The organism is Kosakonia sp. 1610 (assembly GCF_050435845.1).
Lineage (GTDB): Bacteria > Pseudomonadota > Gammaproteobacteria > Enterobacterales > Enterobacteriaceae > Kosakonia > Kosakonia cowanii.
The window spans coordinates 1-15929 of the sequence record NZ_JBNDKZ010000011.1 but is presented as its reverse complement, the minus strand read 5'-3'; the positions used below and the strand labels follow the sequence as shown (position 1 = coordinate 15929).

Annotated in this window: 16 protein-coding genes, 2 tRNA genes and 1 rRNA gene; 9 read left to right on the top strand and 10 right to left on the bottom strand. The window is 56.8% G+C overall.

Annotated elements, in window-relative coordinates; all coding sequences use genetic code 11:
• Positions 1-38 precede the first annotated feature (38 nt).
• On the top strand, positions 39-1406 hold the full coding sequence (locus tag ABIC80_RS21075) for an L-serine ammonia-lyase (protein ID WP_429178469.1): 1368 nt from the start codon (positions 39-41) through the stop codon (positions 1404-1406).
• A 112-nt stretch (positions 1407-1518) separates the two neighbouring features.
• Positions 1519-2271, top strand: a complete 753-nt coding sequence (gene xni, locus ABIC80_RS21070; RefSeq protein WP_023479496.1) for a flap endonuclease Xni — start codon at positions 1519-1521, stop codon at positions 2269-2271.
• A 33-nt stretch (positions 2272-2304) separates the two neighbouring features.
• Here the strand turns inward: xni and puuE are convergent, their stop codons facing one another.
• Genes puuE through ABIC80_RS21055 form a run of 3 tightly spaced genes read right to left on the bottom strand, consistent with a single transcriptional unit; the run spans position 2305 to position 4730 of the window.
• Complete coding sequence (gene puuE / locus ABIC80_RS21065) at positions 2305-3246, bottom strand: allantoinase PuuE (RefSeq protein ID WP_429178468.1); 942 nt, start codon at positions 3244-3246, stop codon at positions 2305-2307.
• 30 nt (positions 3247-3276) lie between these two features.
• Entirely contained in the window at positions 3277-4014 is a 738-nt protein-coding gene (locus tag ABIC80_RS21060) for an aspartate/glutamate racemase family protein (protein ID WP_023479471.1), read from the bottom strand.
• On the bottom strand, positions 4011-4730 hold the full coding sequence (locus ABIC80_RS21055; protein ID WP_429178467.1) for a GntR family transcriptional regulator: 720 nt from the start codon (positions 4728-4730) through the stop codon (positions 4011-4013). Before ABIC80_RS21055 ends, ABIC80_RS21060 begins: the two co-directional genes overlap by 4 nt.
• A 146-nt stretch (positions 4731-4876) precedes the next feature.
• On the opposite strand from ABIC80_RS21055, the gene ABIC80_RS21050 reads away from it, so the two are divergent.
• Positions 4877-6349, top strand: coding sequence for an NCS1 family nucleobase:cation symporter-1 (locus ABIC80_RS21050; RefSeq protein WP_094419406.1), 1473 nt, complete (start codon positions 4877-4879; stop codon positions 6347-6349).
• A gap of 46 nt (positions 6350-6395) precedes the next feature.
• Here ABIC80_RS21050 and ABIC80_RS21045 read toward each other — a convergent pair.
• Both ABIC80_RS21045 and dnaQ read right to left on the bottom strand, forming a co-directional pair.
• Positions 6396-6472 (bottom strand) — tRNA-Asp (locus ABIC80_RS21045).
• A gap of 134 nt (positions 6473-6606) precedes the next feature.
• The gene (gene dnaQ, locus ABIC80_RS21040) at positions 6607-7338 is read right to left on the bottom strand and encodes a DNA polymerase III subunit epsilon (RefSeq protein WP_042712390.1); all 732 of its coding nucleotides are present in this window, start codon (positions 7336-7338) and stop codon (positions 6607-6609) included.
• Here dnaQ and rnhA point away from each other — a divergent pair.
• Positions 7292-7864 (top strand): ribonuclease HI, encoded by a 573-nt coding sequence (rnhA, locus tag ABIC80_RS21035; RefSeq protein WP_161629337.1) that lies wholly within the window; start codon positions 7292-7294, stop codon positions 7862-7864. The genes dnaQ and rnhA overlap by 47 nt on opposite strands.
• Here rnhA and ABIC80_RS21030 read toward each other — a convergent pair.
• On the bottom strand, positions 7861-8568 hold the full coding sequence (locus ABIC80_RS21030; RefSeq protein WP_094419405.1) for a class I SAM-dependent methyltransferase: 708 nt from the start codon (positions 8566-8568) through the stop codon (positions 7861-7863). The genes rnhA and ABIC80_RS21030 overlap by 4 nt on opposite strands.
• Positions 8569-8601: 33 nt before the next feature.
• Here ABIC80_RS21030 and gloB point away from each other — a divergent pair, with 33 nt between their 5' ends.
• Together gloB and mltD are read left to right on the top strand one after the other, a co-directional pair.
• Complete coding sequence (gloB, locus tag ABIC80_RS21025) at positions 8602-9357, top strand: hydroxyacylglutathione hydrolase (RefSeq protein WP_200581111.1); 756 nt, start codon at positions 8602-8604, stop codon at positions 9355-9357.
• Positions 9358-9430: 73 nt separating this feature from the next.
• Entirely contained in the window at positions 9431-10801 is a 1371-nt protein-coding gene (mltD, locus tag ABIC80_RS21020) for a murein transglycosylase D (protein ID WP_429178466.1), read from the top strand.
• A gap of 59 nt (positions 10802-10860) precedes the next feature.
• On the opposite strand, the gene ABIC80_RS21015 is transcribed toward mltD, so the two are convergent.
• Positions 10861-11661 (bottom strand): endonuclease/exonuclease/phosphatase family protein, encoded by an 801-nt coding sequence (locus ABIC80_RS21015; protein ID WP_071789488.1) that lies wholly within the window; start codon positions 11659-11661, stop codon positions 10861-10863.
• A gap of 215 nt (positions 11662-11876) precedes the next feature.
• Here ABIC80_RS21015 and yafC point away from each other — a divergent pair, with 215 nt between their 5' ends.
• Positions 11877-12773 carry a DNA-binding transcriptional regulator YafC gene (gene yafC, locus ABIC80_RS21010; protein WP_413313071.1) on the top strand — a complete coding sequence of 299 codons (897 nt, stop codon included), beginning with the start codon at positions 11877-11879 and terminating at the stop codon, positions 12771-12773.
• Positions 12774-12807: 34 nt separating this feature from the next.
• Here yafC and dkgB read toward each other — a convergent pair whose 3' ends face one another.
• Complete coding sequence (gene dkgB, locus ABIC80_RS21005) at positions 12808-13611, bottom strand: 2,5-didehydrogluconate reductase DkgB (RefSeq protein ID WP_429178465.1); 804 nt, start codon at positions 13609-13611, stop codon at positions 12808-12810.
• Positions 13612-13795: 184 nt separating this feature from the next.
• Between dkgB and ABIC80_RS21000 the strand changes: the two genes are divergently transcribed.
• Both ABIC80_RS21000 and fabF read left to right on the top strand, forming a co-directional pair.
• Complete coding sequence (locus ABIC80_RS21000) at positions 13796-14341, top strand: winged helix-turn-helix transcriptional regulator (RefSeq protein ID WP_042717367.1); 546 nt, start codon at positions 13796-13798, stop codon at positions 14339-14341.
• A 2-nt stretch (positions 14342-14343) separates the two neighbouring features.
• The gene (fabF, locus tag ABIC80_RS20995) at positions 14344-15624 is read left to right on the top strand and encodes a beta-ketoacyl-ACP synthase II (protein WP_263753228.1); all 1281 of its coding nucleotides are present in this window, start codon (positions 14344-14346) and stop codon (positions 15622-15624) included.
• Positions 15625-15708: 84 nt separating this feature from the next.
• Here the strand turns inward: fabF and ABIC80_RS20990 are convergent.
• A tRNA-Asp gene (locus ABIC80_RS20990) sits at positions 15709-15785 on the bottom strand.
• 55 nt (positions 15786-15840) lie between these two features.
• A 5S ribosomal RNA gene (gene rrf / locus ABIC80_RS20985) occupies positions 15841-15929 on the bottom strand; the annotation flags it as partial.

Below are 15929 nucleotides of genomic sequence, written 5' to 3'. Positions count from 1 at the left end.
CGGGCGGCGCGATCCCTCTTTGTCATGGATAACGCGTTATGATCAGCGTATTCGATATTTTTAAGATCGGTATCGGTCCCTCCAGTTCGCACACCGTCGGCCCCATGAAAGCCGGCAAACAGTTCACCGATGATTTGATTGCCCGCGGCCTGCTGCGCGACGTTATCCGCGTGGTGGTCGACGTTTACGGCTCGCTCTCCCTGACCGGCAAAGGTCACCATACGGATATCGCCATTATTATGGGGCTGGCCGGCAACCTGCCGGATAGCGTCGATATTGATGCGATCCCGGGCTTTATTCAGGACGTGAACACGCACGGCCGCCTGCTGCTGGCGAACGGCGAGCACGAAGTGGAGTTCCCGGTCGATCACTGCATGAATTTCCATGCCGATAACCTCTCGCTGCATGAGAACGGTATGCGCATCACCGCGCTGGCGGGCGAAACGGTGCTCTACAGCCAGACCTACTACTCGATTGGCGGCGGCTTTATTGTCGACGAAGCGCACTTCGGCCAGACCACCAGCGCGCCGGTTGAGGTGCCTTACCCCTATAAAAACGCAGCCGATTTGCAGCGTCACTGCCAGGAAAGCGGGCTTTCCCTCTCCGGCCTGATGATGAAAAACGAGCTGGCGCTGCACAGCAAAGAGGAGCTGGAGCAGCACCTGACGCGTGTCTGGGAAGTGATGCACGGCGGCATTGAGCGTGGCATCAACACCGAAGGCGTGCTGCCGGGACGGCTGCGCGTGCCGCGTCGTGCCGCCGCACTGCGCCGCATGCTGGTCAGCAGCGATAAAACCACCACCGATCCGATGGCGGTTGTCGACTGGATCAATATGTTCGCGCTGGCGGTCAATGAAGAGAACGCTGCCGGTGGCCGCGTGGTGACCGCGCCGACCAACGGTGCCTGCGGCATCGTCCCGGCGGTATTGGCCTATTACGACAAGTTTATCCGCGAAGTGAACGCTAACTCGCTGGCGCGCTATCTGCTGGTCGCCAGCGCCATCGGCTCGCTCTATAAGATGAACGCCTCCATTTCCGGCGCGGAAGTGGGCTGCCAGGGGGAAGTGGGCGTCGCCTGCTCGATGGCAGCTGCCGGTCTGGCTGAACTGCTCGGCGCAAGCCCGGCGCAGGTATGCATTGCGGCGGAAATCGGTATGGAGCACAACCTTGGTCTGACCTGCGATCCCGTCGCTGGCCAGGTACAGGTGCCCTGTATTGAGCGTAATGCCATTGCCTCGGTTAAAGCGGTTAATGCCGCGCGTATGGCGCTGCGCCGCACCAGCGAGCCGCGCGTCTGCCTCGATAAGGTGATCGAGACGATGTACGAAACCGGGAAAGATATGAACGCCAAGTACCGCGAAACCTCACGCGGCGGGCTGGCGATGAAGGTCGTTACCTGCGATTAACCTGCCTGACAGATGCCTCGTTTTGCGAGGCATCTTCCTGAATAGTCACCGTTTCATAGCCTCATAAAGCGGGCAATGTTACCCTTAGCGCTCGCTTACAAGGAGGGTATCCGTGGCTCATCTGCTTATTGTCGACGCACTCAATCTTATCCGCCGTATTCATGCGGTGCAGGGTTCACCCTGCGCGGAGACCTGCCTGCACGCGCTCGAGCAGCTGATTGTGCACAGCCAGCCGACCCACGCAGTGGCGGTGTTCGATGATGAAGCGCGCAATCAGGGCTGGCGACACCAGCTGCTGCCGGACTATAAAGCAGGCAGACCGCCGATGCCGGAGCCGCTGCATCAAGAGATGCCCGCACTGCGCGCGGCCTTTGAGCAGCGCGGCATTCGCTGCTGGGCGACGCCGGGCAATGAAGCCGACGATCTCGCCGCCACGCTGGCGGTGAAAATGGCGCAGGCGGGGCAAGAGGCGACGATTGTTTCAACGGACAAAGGCTACTGCCAGCTGCTCTCGCCCACCATCCGCATCCGCGACTACTTCCAGAAACGCTGGCTCGATGCGCCGTTTATTGACCAGGAGTATGGCGTCACGCCGCAGCAACTACCGGACTACTGGGGGCTGGCGGGCATCAGCAGTTCAAAAGTGCCGGGCGTCGCCGGGATCGGGCCGAAAAGCGCCACCCAGTTGCTCAGCACTTTTCCCACGCTGGAAGCGCTGTATGACAATCTTGCTGAAGTGCCTGAGAAGTGGCGGCAGAAGCTGGAGGCGCACCGCGAGATGGCCTTTATCTGCCGGGATGTGGCACGTCTGCAAACGGATCTACAGCTTGATGGCAACCTGCAACAACTGCGCCTGACGCGCTAACCCTCGCCCGCGCACTGGCGGGCAGCGGGCCGGTTACGCTTTATAGGGGTGATGTTTCAGCCAGTGCTCGGCGATCTCCTGGCGGCGGCAGATCCACACCTTGTCGTGGCTTTGCACGTAATCAAGAAAACGTTGCAGGGCGCGAAACCGCCCCGGACGCCCCAGCAGGCGGCAGTGCATGCCGATCGACATCATCTTCGGTGCCGTTTCGCCCTCGGCATAGAGCACATCGAAGCTGTCTTTCAGATAGGTATAAAACTGCTCGGCGGTGTTAAACCCCTGGGCGGTGGCAAAGCGCATGTCGTTGGCATCCAGCGTGTAGGGCACAATCAGATGCGGTTTCTCACCGACGGTGGTCCAGAAGGGCAGATCGTCGCCGTAGTAGTCGCTGTCATAGAGAAAATCGCCCTGCTCTACCACCAGCGCGCGGGTGTTTGGGCTGTCGCGCCCGGTATACCAGCCGAGCGGGCGTTTGCCGAACAGCGTTTGCAGGATCTCAACCGCCTGCTGCATATGCTGGCGCTCGGTCTGGATATCGAGATCCTGGTAGTGGATCCAGCGCCAGCCGTGGCTCACCACGTCATAATCCGCCGCCCTGATCGCCTCAACAATCGCCGGGTTACGTGCCAGCGCCATCGCCACGCCAAACACCGTTAACGGCAGGCCGCGCTGCTGAAACTCTTGATGGATGCGCCAGAAACCGGCGCGCGAACCGTACTCATAGAGGGAGTCCATCGACATATGGCGCGCCGGGTAGCTGGCCGCGCCGATGATGTCGGAGAGAAACTGCTCCGAGCCGCTGTCGCCGTGCAGAATATGGTTCTCGCCGCCCTCTTCAAAATTAAGCACAAACTGCACGGCAATGCGCGCGCCGCCCGGCCACTGTGCGTGCGGCGGTTTGCCGGCGTAGCCCGCCATATCGCGCGGGTAGTCGGCAGTAAAGTGCCAGAAGGGAGTCTCGGTTGCTGCTTGCATGCTGATTCGACCTCTTAACCGGGGCCGCCTTCAGCTGAGCATATCGAAGCATCCTGAAAGCGGCTTTTTATTGGGATACGCGAGATCGCCATACTTACTGGTGCCAAAACCGAGGGCGAGCAGGGATTCAACCATTTTGACCGCCGCCGTTACGCCGTCGATCACCGGGATGCCCAACTCCTGCGTCAGCTCACTGGCAAGATTCGCCATGCCGCCGCATCCCAGCACAATCGCCCCGCTTCCATCCTCGCGTTTGGCTTGTATACAACGCTCGCGTACCTTTTGCTGAGCAAGACCCGTGCCATCTTCCAGTGCCAGCACCGGTAAATCGATGGCGTGCAGCGCGGCGCAGTGATGTTCAAAGCCATACTGGCGCAGTAAATGGCGGGCAATGATCACCGTGCGCGGCAGCGTGGTGACAATCGAGAAGCGCGTCGCCACCAGCGTTGCCATATGCATCGCCGCTTCGGCAATGCCGATAACCGGGCCGCTCGCCAGTTCCCGCGCCGCCAGCAATCCCGGGTCGCCAAAGCAGGCGATCACGTGCCCTTGCGCGCCCTGTGCTTTGCCCTGCTTTACCTGCTCCAGCACGCCGATGGCGGCAATCGCTTCGTCGAAATGCCCCTCAATCGACTCCACGCCCTGCGTCGGGCAGCTGGCGAGGATAGTTGTGCCCGGCGAGGCGATGCGGCGCGCGGCGCTGGCTATGGTTTCGGTCATCTCCGGGCTGGTGTTGGGGTTGATGACTTGTATACAAAATGCACTCATTGCGGCTCTCCTCGGGTGCCAAACAGGCGGGTAAAATCGGGCAGCGTTTCGCCGCTGCGCTCAAAGCGCAGGCTGGAAACAATGTGGTCAAAGTGGTGCGCCATGGCATGTTCAAGGCCCGCCAGGTCTTTGTTACGTAACAGTTCGATTAACGCATCGTGATCGTGACAGCGGCAGCCCTGCTGCCACGGCGCGCCCCAGGCGGCAATCACCAGCGAGGAGCGCTGCGTCAGGGTGGTAATAATGTCGGTCACCACCGCATTGCCCGATATCGCCTGTAATTGAATGTGGAAAGCCGCCGAGTGGCGAATGGCCGCCGCGCCATCATGTTGCTGGTGCGCCGCCTCCTCCTCGGCAATGATCGCCTCCAGCGCCGCCAGATGCGGCGGTTGCAGATGCGCCAGCACCTGCGGAAGGTTGCCACACTCGATCATTTTGCGCGTGGCGAAGATCTCTTTTGACTCGTCGATGCCAGGATTCGCGACAAATGCACCGCGCCTGGGCGCAATGGTGATCATTTGCACCGTTGCAAGGCGCGTGAGCACTTTACGAATGCCGGTGCGGCTAACGCCAAATACTTCCGCCAGCGCCTCTTCCGGCAGCTTACTGCCCGGCGGCAACTGGTGCTCAACAATGGCCGTTAACAGCGATTGCCAGATGAAATGCTCTCTCTCTTCCCGATCCGCAGGCGCCTGTAGCCCGGTGTAATGGTCCATAACCTGATTCCTGTGTGACGCAGCATTGCTTTTTTTGTATACGTTTTTTATCCATCTTGTATACAAAAAATCCAAACCTGGCCTGGTTAATGCAATAGCCGATAGCAGACCTATGAACGCTATCGCTATTTAAAGGAGCAGAATCCATGCCAAACCCTGAACCGCAGTACGATGCTCGTTATAGCCCAAGATTGACCAACGAGGACCTCGCGCCGACTCGCCAGCAGAACTGGACCTGGTACAACATCTTCTCGTTCTGGATGTCCGATGTGCACAGCATGGGCGGCTATGTGGTCGCCGCCAGCTTCTTTGCCTTAGGGCTCGCCAGCTGGCAGGTGCTGCTCTGCCTGTTGGTGGGGATCTGTATTGTGCAGCTCTGTGCAAACCTGGTGGCGAAGCCGAGCCAGATGACCGGCGTGCCCTATGCAGTGATTTGCCGTCAGGCATTTGGCGTCTTCGGTGCCAATATTCCGGCGGTGATCCGCGGGCTTATCGCCTTTGCCTGGTACGGTATTCAAACCTATCTCGCCGCCAATGCTCTGATGCTGGTGGCGCTGAAATTCTGGCCTTCGCTGGGCGCGCTGACAAGCAGCCACTTTCTGGGGCTGTCGACGCTGGGCTGGATCTGCTTCGGCATTATGTGGGCGCTACAGGCGCTGGTTTTCTGGCACGGAATGAGCGCGATCAAACGCTTTATTGATGTCGCCGGACCGGCGGTCTATGTGGTGATGATGGCGCTGGCGGGCTGGATCCTCTACCAGACCGGTTTTGACGGCATCTCCTTTACGCTTGCCAGCAAAACGCTGACGCCAGGCGAGCAGGCGTGGCAGATGATCACCGCCACGGCGCTGGTAGTCTCCTACTTCTCCGGCCCGCTGCTCAACTTTGGCGACTTCTCCCGCTACGGCAAAAGCATGCAGGCGATCCGCCGCGGCAACCGCTGGGGACTGCCCTTTAACTTCCTGCTCTTCTCGATTGTGACGGTGGTGATTGTCTCGGGAACGCAATCGCTGTTTGGCAAAATGATCACCGACCCGATTGAAACAGTCAGCCACGTCGGCAGCGATCTGGCGATGGCGATTGGCCTGCTGACCATGATTACTGCCACCATCGGCATTAATATCGTGGCGAACTTCGTCTCGCCAGCGTTTGATTTCTCTAACTGCGCGCCGCAGAAGATCAGCTTCCGTACCGGGGGGATGATTGCGGCGGTCGGCTCGGTGCTGCTGACGCCGTGGAACCTGTTCCAGTCGCCGGAGTTGATCCACTACACGCTGGATGTGCTCGGTGCCTGCATTGGCCCGCTGTTTGGCATTCTGCTGGCGGACTTCTACCTGATTAAACGCGGCAAGGTGTTTGTCGACGATCTCTTTACCGTCTCCCCGAACGGGCGTTACTGGTACAAAAACGGCTTTAACCCTAAAGCGATTGCTGCGCTGCTGCCGTCGGTGATGGTAGGCCTGGTGATCAGCTTTATTCCGGCGCTGCACGAAGTGGCAAACTTCAGCTGGTTTATCGGCGTCTTTCTCGGTGCGGGCTGCTACTGCTGGCTGGCGCGTCATGAGCGCGCGGGCGTGGAGAGCGGATTTATCGCGCAGCGCGCGGTGGTGAAGGAGTAGAAACGACGAAGGCCTGAATCATTGCTGATTCAGGCCTTCTGAATAGTGGCGGAACGGACGGGACTCGAACCCGCGACCCCCTGCGTGACAGGCAGGTATTCTAACCGACTGAACTACCGCTCCGCGTTGTGTTCCTGTTAGGGAACGAGGCGCATATTACGTATTGCGCCTGGTGCCGTCAACGCTTTTTCTCTTGTTTTGAATCGTTTGCTGCAAAAATCGCCCACGGGCTGATTTTTCACGGTTAATAAATGAATTTAGCCGCGCCAGAGGCAACTTCCGCCCTTTTTCTGTACTAAATCGAGGCGCGATTCATGGGCCATCAGCTCTTCATCACTGGCTAAAACAACGCGCAGTTTGTTTGCCTGGCGCACAACGCGCTGGATCCCCGCTTCGCCGGACTGATTCTGGTTCTCGCCCTCCATCGAAAATTTTATCGATGTCTGGCCCCCGGTCATCATCAGATAGACGTCGGCAAGAATTTGGGAGTCGAGAAGTGCGCCGTGCAGCGTTCGCTTGCTGTTATCGATTTCGTAACGCGAGCAGAGCGCATCAAGGCTGTTACGCTTGCCCGGGAACATCCTGCGCGCCAGCGCCAGGCTGTCGGTAATTTTGCAGAAGGTTTCGGTTTTCGGAATTCCACGGTTCAGCTTGCTGAACTCATAATCCATAAAGCCGATATCAAACGAGGCGTTATGGATCACCAGCTCCGCGCCGCGGATATAGTCGATAAACTCATCGGCAATATCACCGAAGGTCGGTTTATCGAGCAGGAACTCATCGGCGATGCCGTGAACGCCAAACGCTTCCGGGTCCACCAGCCGATCGGGCTTCAGGTAGACGTGATAGTTATTGCCGGTCAGGCGGCGGTTTATCACCTCTACCGCACCGATCTCAATGATCTTATGCCCTTCGTAGTGCGCACCGATTTGGTTCATACCGGTGGTTTCGGTATCGAGGACGATCTGTCGTGTAATTGCAGTGCTCATAGCGGCCATTTATGTCAGACTTGTCGTTTTCAACTCAGGAAGTCTACCAGAGATGCTCAAACAGGTAGAAATTTTCACCGACGGATCGTGCCTCGGCAATCCGGGACCGGGTGGATATGGCGCCATTTTACGTTATCGCGGACATGAACGGACCTTCAGCGAAGGCTACCGTTTAACCACCAACAATCGCATGGAGCTGATGGCGGCAATTGTCTCCCTTGAAGCGCTGAAAGAGCACTGCGAAGTGGTGCTCAGCACCGACAGCCAGTACGTGCGCCAGGGTATCACCCAGTGGATCCACAACTGGAAAAAACGCGGCTGGAAAACGGCAGATAAGAAGCCGGTTAAAAATGTCGACCTGTGGAAGCGGCTCGATGCAGCGCTTAGCCAGCATCAAATCCGCTGGGAGTGGGTAAAAGGCCACGCCGGGCATCCGGAAAACGAACGCTGCGATGAGCTGGCGCGCGCGGCGGCGATGAATCCCACCCAGGAAGATGTCGGTTACCAGCCGGAAACCCTGGCTTAAGACTGCCGTGTCGCGCCAACGGCCTGCGGCACGCGCGCCCGTGAGCGACTCTGTTTTAACGGGTTGAGCGTCAGCGGAATGGTGCGTTTACGGGCCACGATCAGCTGCATACAGCCCAACGCCGGCAGATGCGCGCTCAGCAGCTTTCCGCCCTGCTTCGTCCAGGGCAACACGCGAAAGCGGCTATAATGAAGCACTTCAAAATTGAGCAGCGCGAGCCAGTCAAACTGGCGCGTAAGAGTGAACATTCGGCTTTTGACCGCTGACGAGCGGCGCGCAAACGGCACCGCTTTGCAGGCGCCTAATAAGCTGATGGGGTTAAACCCGCTCATCACCAGCCAGCCGTCGTCAATCAGCACGCGATCGACCTCCTGCAGCAGCCGGTGAGGATCGGGGCACCAGGGCAGCGTATGGGCCAGCAGGCAGGCATCGACGGACTTTTCCGCAAACGGCAAAGAGAGCGGATCAGCGCGTACCTGCGCCGGTTCGCCTGCCAGCGAGACATTGACCTGGTGGGAGATCGCGCAGCTTTCAAGGTTGATTTCCGCGCTGAGGTTGCCAATCTTAAGCAGGTGAAAACCATACATTTTCGCCAGCCACGGCTTGAGCTCCTCCTCCAGCGCCTGACGGTAATAAACACCTTTTGGGAGCGCGCCCCAGTTTACGGGCGCGACGAATTTTCGGGGAGTCCTTGCCGGCTTCATTACAACCTTCCGCTACGCTTTGAGAGGTAATTTATGAATCTTAACAGTATTCCCGCGTTTCAGGACAACTACATCTGGGTGTTGAGCGAGGATGACGGGCGCTGCCTGATTGTCGATCCGGGCGAGGCCGCCCCGGTGCTGCGTGCCATTGAAGAGCACCAGTGGCAACCCGAAGCTATTCTACTGACGCATCACCATAACGATCATGTCGGCGGTGTGCAGGCGCTGCGCGACGCTTTCCCTGATGTAGTGGTTTATGGACCAGCGGAGACACAACATAAGGGCACGACCCAGGTTGTGGCCGAAGGCGATACGGTCACCGTTTTAGGCCAGGATTTCTCGGTCTTCGCTACCCCAGGTCACACTTTAGGACATATCTGTTTCTTCAGTTTTCCTTACCTTTTTTGCGGCGATACGCTCTTCTCTGGCGGCTGTGGAAGATTATTCGAAGGGACGGCAACGCAGATGTATCAATCCTTCTGTAAAATTAACGCCCTTCCCGATGACACGGTGATTTGTTGCGCACATGAATACACTTTAGGGAATATGAAGTTTGCTGTCAGCGTGCTGCCTCAAGATGCAGAGGTTCAGGAATACTATAAGAAAGTGAGTGAGTTACGTGCTAAAAACGAAAAGACACTCCCTGTAATTCTGAAAAATGAGCGGAAAATAAATTTATTTTTACGCACGGAAGATGCTGATTTAATTGAAGTAATAAATCAAGAACGCGTATTGCAACATCCAGAGGAGCGTTTCGCCTGGTTACGGGCAAAGAAAGATGCTTTCTGACATTGCGGGTTGCCTTTTGAAAACATCGCCGTTATCATCGCTCGTCTTTTAAGCAACTACTATTGACACACACATGAAGGCAAAAGCGATATTACTCGCCTCTGTCCTGCTCGTGGGGTGCCAGGCGTCGCAGCGCGACGGTTCGGTACAACAGCACGCACAGAGCCTTTCTGCAGCTGGTCAAGGGGAAGCTGGGAAGTTCACAAGCCAGGCACGCTGGATGGACGACGGAACACTCGCCGACCAAACGGATAGCAACTTGTGGGCCTCTATAAGCGACGAGCTAAAGATGGGAATTCCGGAAAACAGCCGGATTCGCGAACAGAAACTGAAGTATTTAAACAATAAGAGCTATCTCCACGATGTAACTTTACGGGCAGAGCCGTATATGTACTGGATAGCTGGGCAAGTTAAAAAACGTAACATGCCCATGGAACTGGTACTACTACCCATAGTGGAGAGCGCTTTTAACCCGCACGCAACGTCTGGTGCCAATGCCGCAGGCATTTGGCAAATCATTCCGAGCACAGGGCGAAATTATGGTTTAAAACAGACACGCAGTTACGATGCGCGTCGTGACATTGTGGCCTCGACTACGGCCGCACTCGACATGATGCAGCGTCTTAACCGTATGTTTGACGGCGACTGGTTACTGACCGTTGCCGCCTACAACAGCGGTGAAGGCCGCGTGCTGAAGGCAATTAAAGCGAACAAAGCGCAGGGGAAACCCACCGATTTTTGGTCGCTGTCATTGCCTTATGAAACAAAGATTTATGTGCCTAAGATGCTGGCGTTGAGCGATCTTCTCAAAAACAGCAAACGCTATGGCATTAATCTGCCGACGCCGGACGAAAGCCGTGCGCTGGCGCGCGTCAGGCTGAGTAGCCCGGTAGAAGTGAATCAGCTGGCTGAAATGGCGGGAATTTCCGTCAACAAACTGAAGGCGTTTAACGCGGGCGTTAAAGGTTCGACGTTGGGTTCAGCTGGTCCACAGTACGTGATGGTGCCGAAGAAACATGCAGATCAGCTGCGTGAATCGCTGGCATCCGGCGAAATCGCCGCCGTACAGCCGACGCTGGTTGCGGATAACACCCCGCTCTCCAGCAAGAGCTATAAGGTTCGCTCAGGCGATACGATCTCAGGCATCGCGTCACGCCTCGGCGTAAGCGCGAAGGATCTGAAGCAGTGGAATAATCTGCGCGGCGCGAACCTGAAGGTGGGTCAAAACCTGACGGTTGGTGCAGGCAGCAGCGCACAACGTCTTGCCAACAACAGCGATAGCATTACCTATCGCGTGCGCAAAGGTGATTCGTTGTCGAGTATCGCGAAACGTCACGGCGTGAACATCAAAGATGTGATGCGCTGGAACACCGATACCTCCAATCTGCGGCCGGGCGATCAAATCACGCTCTTCGTGAAGAACAGCGCGACGCCAGACTCCTGACCTGAGGCAATAAAAAAAGCACCGTTTCCCCACGGTGCTTTTTTTTATCTTTTTTCGCCCTACTTGCCGGAAGGGAGCGGGCTGAACTCTACCAGCAGCGGATTGTGATCCGATGCGCGGGTCACCAGCACCGACGCCTCATCAACGTTTAAGCCACGATAGAAGACAAAATCGAGCGGTCGGCCAAAGGCTCGCCTGCGGTTATCGTCGGTGAATCGCACCTGCCGCAGCGCCATTTCGCGTGCAAAACGGTAGAGGGCGTTCATACGCGGGCGGCTCCAGGCGTTAAAATCGCCGGCCATAATTACCGGGCCATCGTGGCGGCCAATCTGATCGCCAATCGGCAGCAGTTGCTTGCTGTAAACATCTACCCCGAGACTGAAGTTGACCGCATGCACATTCACCACCATCAGATTACGGCTGTCCGGCAGCGGGTAAACCGTCACCAGGGCTGACTTTGCCAGCCGCAGAATCGGCTCACGCTCGCGCAGAGGACAGCAGTAGACCGGATGGGCAGAAGAGAGCGTCATCACGCCTGAGGGATGCTGAGGCAGCACAAAGGCGGGAACCTGATCGGCAGCGAGATAGTTGCTGGTTGCGAAACTCACCAGTTCGGGCGTCGTCTGCGCTTCCTGCAACAGAACCAGGTGCGCATCTTTGCCGAAACTTTGCAGCACCGAGAGCCACTCCGCCCGCTGCTGCTTGAAGATGTTCCATACCAGTACGCGGATCTTTTCATCCTGACTGAGAGGAACCCCGGCAGGTAAAGCCTGACCAATACTGGCGAACGATCCCGGCGGTAAAATGCGCTCCGCAGGTTGTCCGGCAACATATCGCATAGCGTAAGTATTTTTCGCCACTTCGGCTTTAAACCTCTTTGATTTCCGCGCCCGAAAAAGGGGCGTCACTCAGTTATAGGGATTGTAGACCATAGTTTCAACGAATAATCACCAGAAAAGCGCCAGCTTGTATAGGTGCCATTGACCTTTAGGCCGCGCGATGGCGTTGCGACACGCGGCGTGGTTAAATACACGCGCATGAATAATCTCGTTGAAATGTTGCTACAGAGGCAATAATGAAAACCACCTCGGAAGAACTCGCCATTTTTGTCGCGGTCGTGGAGAGCGGCAGTTTTAGCCGTGCGGCTGAACGTCTCGGTCAGGCAAACTCTGCCATTAGCCGGGCGGTGAAGAAGCTGGAGAATAAGCTCGGCGTTAACCTGCTCAATCGCACCACTCGCCAGCTTAGCCTCACTGAAGAGGGCGAACGCTATTTCCGTCGCGTACAAACGGTGCTGCAGGAGATGGCGGCGGCGGAAAACGAGGTGATGGAGAATAAATCGGTGCCGCGCGGCACGCTGCGTATCGATGCCGCCACACCGGTGGTGCTGCACTTTTTAATGCCGCTGATTAAGCCGTTTCGTGAACGTTACCCGGAGATCGGCCTGTCGCTGGTCTCAAGCGAAACCTTTATCAACCTGATTGAACGTAAAGTGGATGTCGCTATTCGCGTCGGCAAGCTGACAGATTCCAGCCTGCGCGCGCGTCCGCTCTTTAAGAGCTACCGTAAAATTATTGCTTCGCCCGAATACCTTGCCCGTTACGGTACACCCGAAACGGTAGAGGATTTGCAAAACCATGTCTGCCTCGGCTTTACCGAGCCGGTATCGCTGAATACCTGGCCGGTGGCGGCAGCGGATGGGCAACTGCTGGAGGTAACGCCCACGCTCGCCTCTAACAGCGGTGAAACCCTTAAACACCTCTGTCTGAGCGGCAACGGTATCGCCAGCCTGTCGGATTATATGATTGATAAAGAGCTGGCTAGCGGCGAGCTGGTTGCGTTGATGTCAGACAAACTGCTGCCGGTAGAGATGCCCTTCAGCGCCGTCTACTACAGCGATCGGGCGGTGAGTACGCGTATCCGCGCCTTTATCGACTTCGTCAGCGAGCATGTGCCGCAGACGGGCAGATAAAAAAACGGGAGCCAGGCTCCCGTCACGTTGCTGATTAATCCCACTCAGGCGCAAGCCCTTCGGGGCTGACCAGCCGGTCGTTGCAATCCAGCGCCGCGATAGCGGCTCTGTCATCCGCATCCAGTTTCAGCGTCTTTGCCTGCAGGTTGCTCGCCAGGTTTTCGCGTTTGGTTGAGGAGGGGATCACCGCGTACCCCTCCCCCATTGCCCATGCCAGGATCACCTGCGCTGGCGTTGCGCTGTGCTTCTGCGCTATGCCAGCAATCGTGGCATCTTTAAGTGCTTTACCATACGCCAGCGTCATATAGGAGGTGATGTGGATCCCGTGCTCTTTTGCCCACTGCACTACTTCTCGGTTCTGCAGATAGGGTGAAAGCTCAATCTGGTTAGTGGCAATATTTTCCGCCCCAACCGCTGCAATCGCCTGCTCCATCAACCCAATCGTGAAGTTGGAGACGCCAATCTGGCGCGTTAGCCCCTGCGCTTTGGCGTTCATCAACTGCTGCATCGACTCGGCAACCGGCACCGCTGCGCCCGGCGATGGCCAGTGAATCAGCGTCAAATCAACGTAGTCGGTGCCTAACTTCTTCAGGCTCTCTTGCAGGCTTGGGATCAGTTGGCCTTCACCCAGGTTTTCAGTCCAGATTTTGGTGGTGATAAATAGCGATTCCCGCGCGACGCCACTCTGCGCCAACGCTTCACCAATGGCGGCTTCATTGCCATAAATCTGCGCGGTATCAATCACGCGATAACCCAGTTCAAGGGCATTTTTTACCGAGGCAATAACCGCCTCATCGGTTAAACGGAAGGTCCCCAGACCAAATGCAGGGATAGACATATCAATTCCTCTCTCATTATTTCTTAACAGATGGCGTGATTATGGTGAGTTGGGCTCGGGGGAAAAAGAGGCAGGAAAGCAGAGGATATTTGCCACAGGGGCAATAGTGCTAAAAGTAGTGACTTGCATATTGAAAGTCACTATGTCACTTTGGTGCGGCATGTTTACTACAGCAGATACCACCATGAAAAATGAAGCACTTTGCCAGGCTCCCTGCCCTATTGCCCGAAGTCTGGGACGCATTGGTGATAGCTGGAGCATGATTATCCTGCGCGACGCCTTCGCTGGGTTTACCCGTTTTGATGAGTTCCAGAAAAACGCCAACATTGCGCCGAACATTCTCTCCCGGCGCCTGAAGGAGCTGGTTGAAGAGGGGTTGCTTGAAAAGGTGAGCTACAGCACAACCCCGCCGCGTTACGAATATCACCTCACGCCGTTAGGCTATGATTTTCGTCCAGTCATCATTGCGCTGGCGCAGTGGGGAAATCGCCATTTCTCACCCGAAGGCCCGCAGATGACGCTGGTTGAGCGGGAAACGGCGCGCCCTGTTGAAGTGATCCTTGTCGATAAGGCCACTGGTGAAGCCATAACCCCTGAAAAATACGCCATGGTGCCAGGCCCGGCAGCGTCGCCGGTTCTCCACTATCGTCATCAATATTTGCAACGTAAGCAGGCCGGGGAGACGTCGCTGAAATATGCGCCACAATTACAGATGAATAAGGAGGAGTGAATATGAGCATTTCGCAAAAGCGCGTCGTTATAACCGGTATGGGCATTGTCAGCCCGCTGGGCTGCGGCCTTTCCCACGTCTGGTCATCATTGGTTGAGGGCAAATCGGGTATTTCCCGCCTCGACGATGAAATGGTCGACGATATTGCCTGCAAAGTGGCAGGCCAGGTCCCTTCGATTGAAGAGGATCCGCATCATGGTTTCGATCCGTTAAGCACGATCCCGGCGAAAGAACGTAAAAAGATGGATCGTTTTATTGAGTTCGCACTGGTCGCGGCGAAGGAAGCATTAACGCAGGCAAACTGGTTTCCGCAGGAGGAGGCACAGCGCGATCGCACTGCGACGGTTATTGCCACCGGGATCGGCGGGTTTAGTGAGATCACTAACGCGGTGCGCACCACCGATTCGCGCGGGCCTCGCAAACTCTCCCCATTTACCGTTCCCTCTTTCCTCGCCAACCTCGCAGCTGGCCATGTCTCGATTAACTATGGTTTTCGCGGCCCGATCGGCGCACCCGTTTCGGCATGTGCGGCCGGCGCGCAGGCCATTGGTGATGCGGCGCGGTTGATACGCAGCGGCGAGGCAGATATCGCCTTATGCGGCGGCAGTGAAGCGGCGATCCATCGGGTAAGCCTTGCGGGATTTGCAGCGGCACGGGCGCTTTCGAGCGGTTTTAACGATCAACCGACGACGGCTTCACGCCCATTTGATCGCGATCGTGATGGATTTGTGATGGGTGAAGGTGCCGGGCTGCTGGTGATTGAATCGCTCGAACATGCGCTGGCGCGCGGTGCGACGCCGCTGGCAGAACTGGTGGGTTATGGCACCAGCGCAGATGCGCACCATCTCACTGCCGGCCCGGAAGATGGTAACGGTGCCGCAAGGGCGATGGAAGCCGCGATCCGTCAGGCGGGGATTTCAGCCTCCGATATCCAGCACATTAACGCTCATGCGACCTCTACTCCAGTTGGCGATAAGGGCGAACTGGCAGCGATAAAGCGTGTGTTTGGTGCAAACAGTACGGTAGCGATTACATCGACTAAGTCAGCGACCGGGCATCTTTTGGGTGCCGCGGGCGGTATTGAGGCGATCTTCACGGTTCAGGCGTTGCGTGAACAGATCGCTCCGCCGACGCTGAATTTACATCATCCTGATGAGAAGGCCGATGGGTTAAACCTGGTGGCGCTTACCGCACGACCGCTTGAGATGCGCTACGCGATGTCGAATGGGTTTGGCTTCGGCGGAGTGAACGCCAGTTTGCTGTTAAAGCGCTGGGAAGAGTAAATAACTGGGCCGTTTGGCCCTTTTTTCACAAATTGCAGACGAAAAAAAACCGTATCTCGTGAGAGATACGGTTCTTAAAATAAGTGGCGGAACGGACGGGACTCGAACCCGCGACCCCCTGCGTGACAGGCAGGTATTCTAACCGACTGAACTACCGCTCCACCGAATTTTTCTACAACCACCGGTTTGTTGCCCCGGTTTACTGCTTAATTTGATGCCTGGCAGTTCCCTACTCTCGCATGGGGAGACCCCACACTACCATCGGCGCTACGGCGTTTCACTTCTGAGTTCGGCATGGGGTCAGG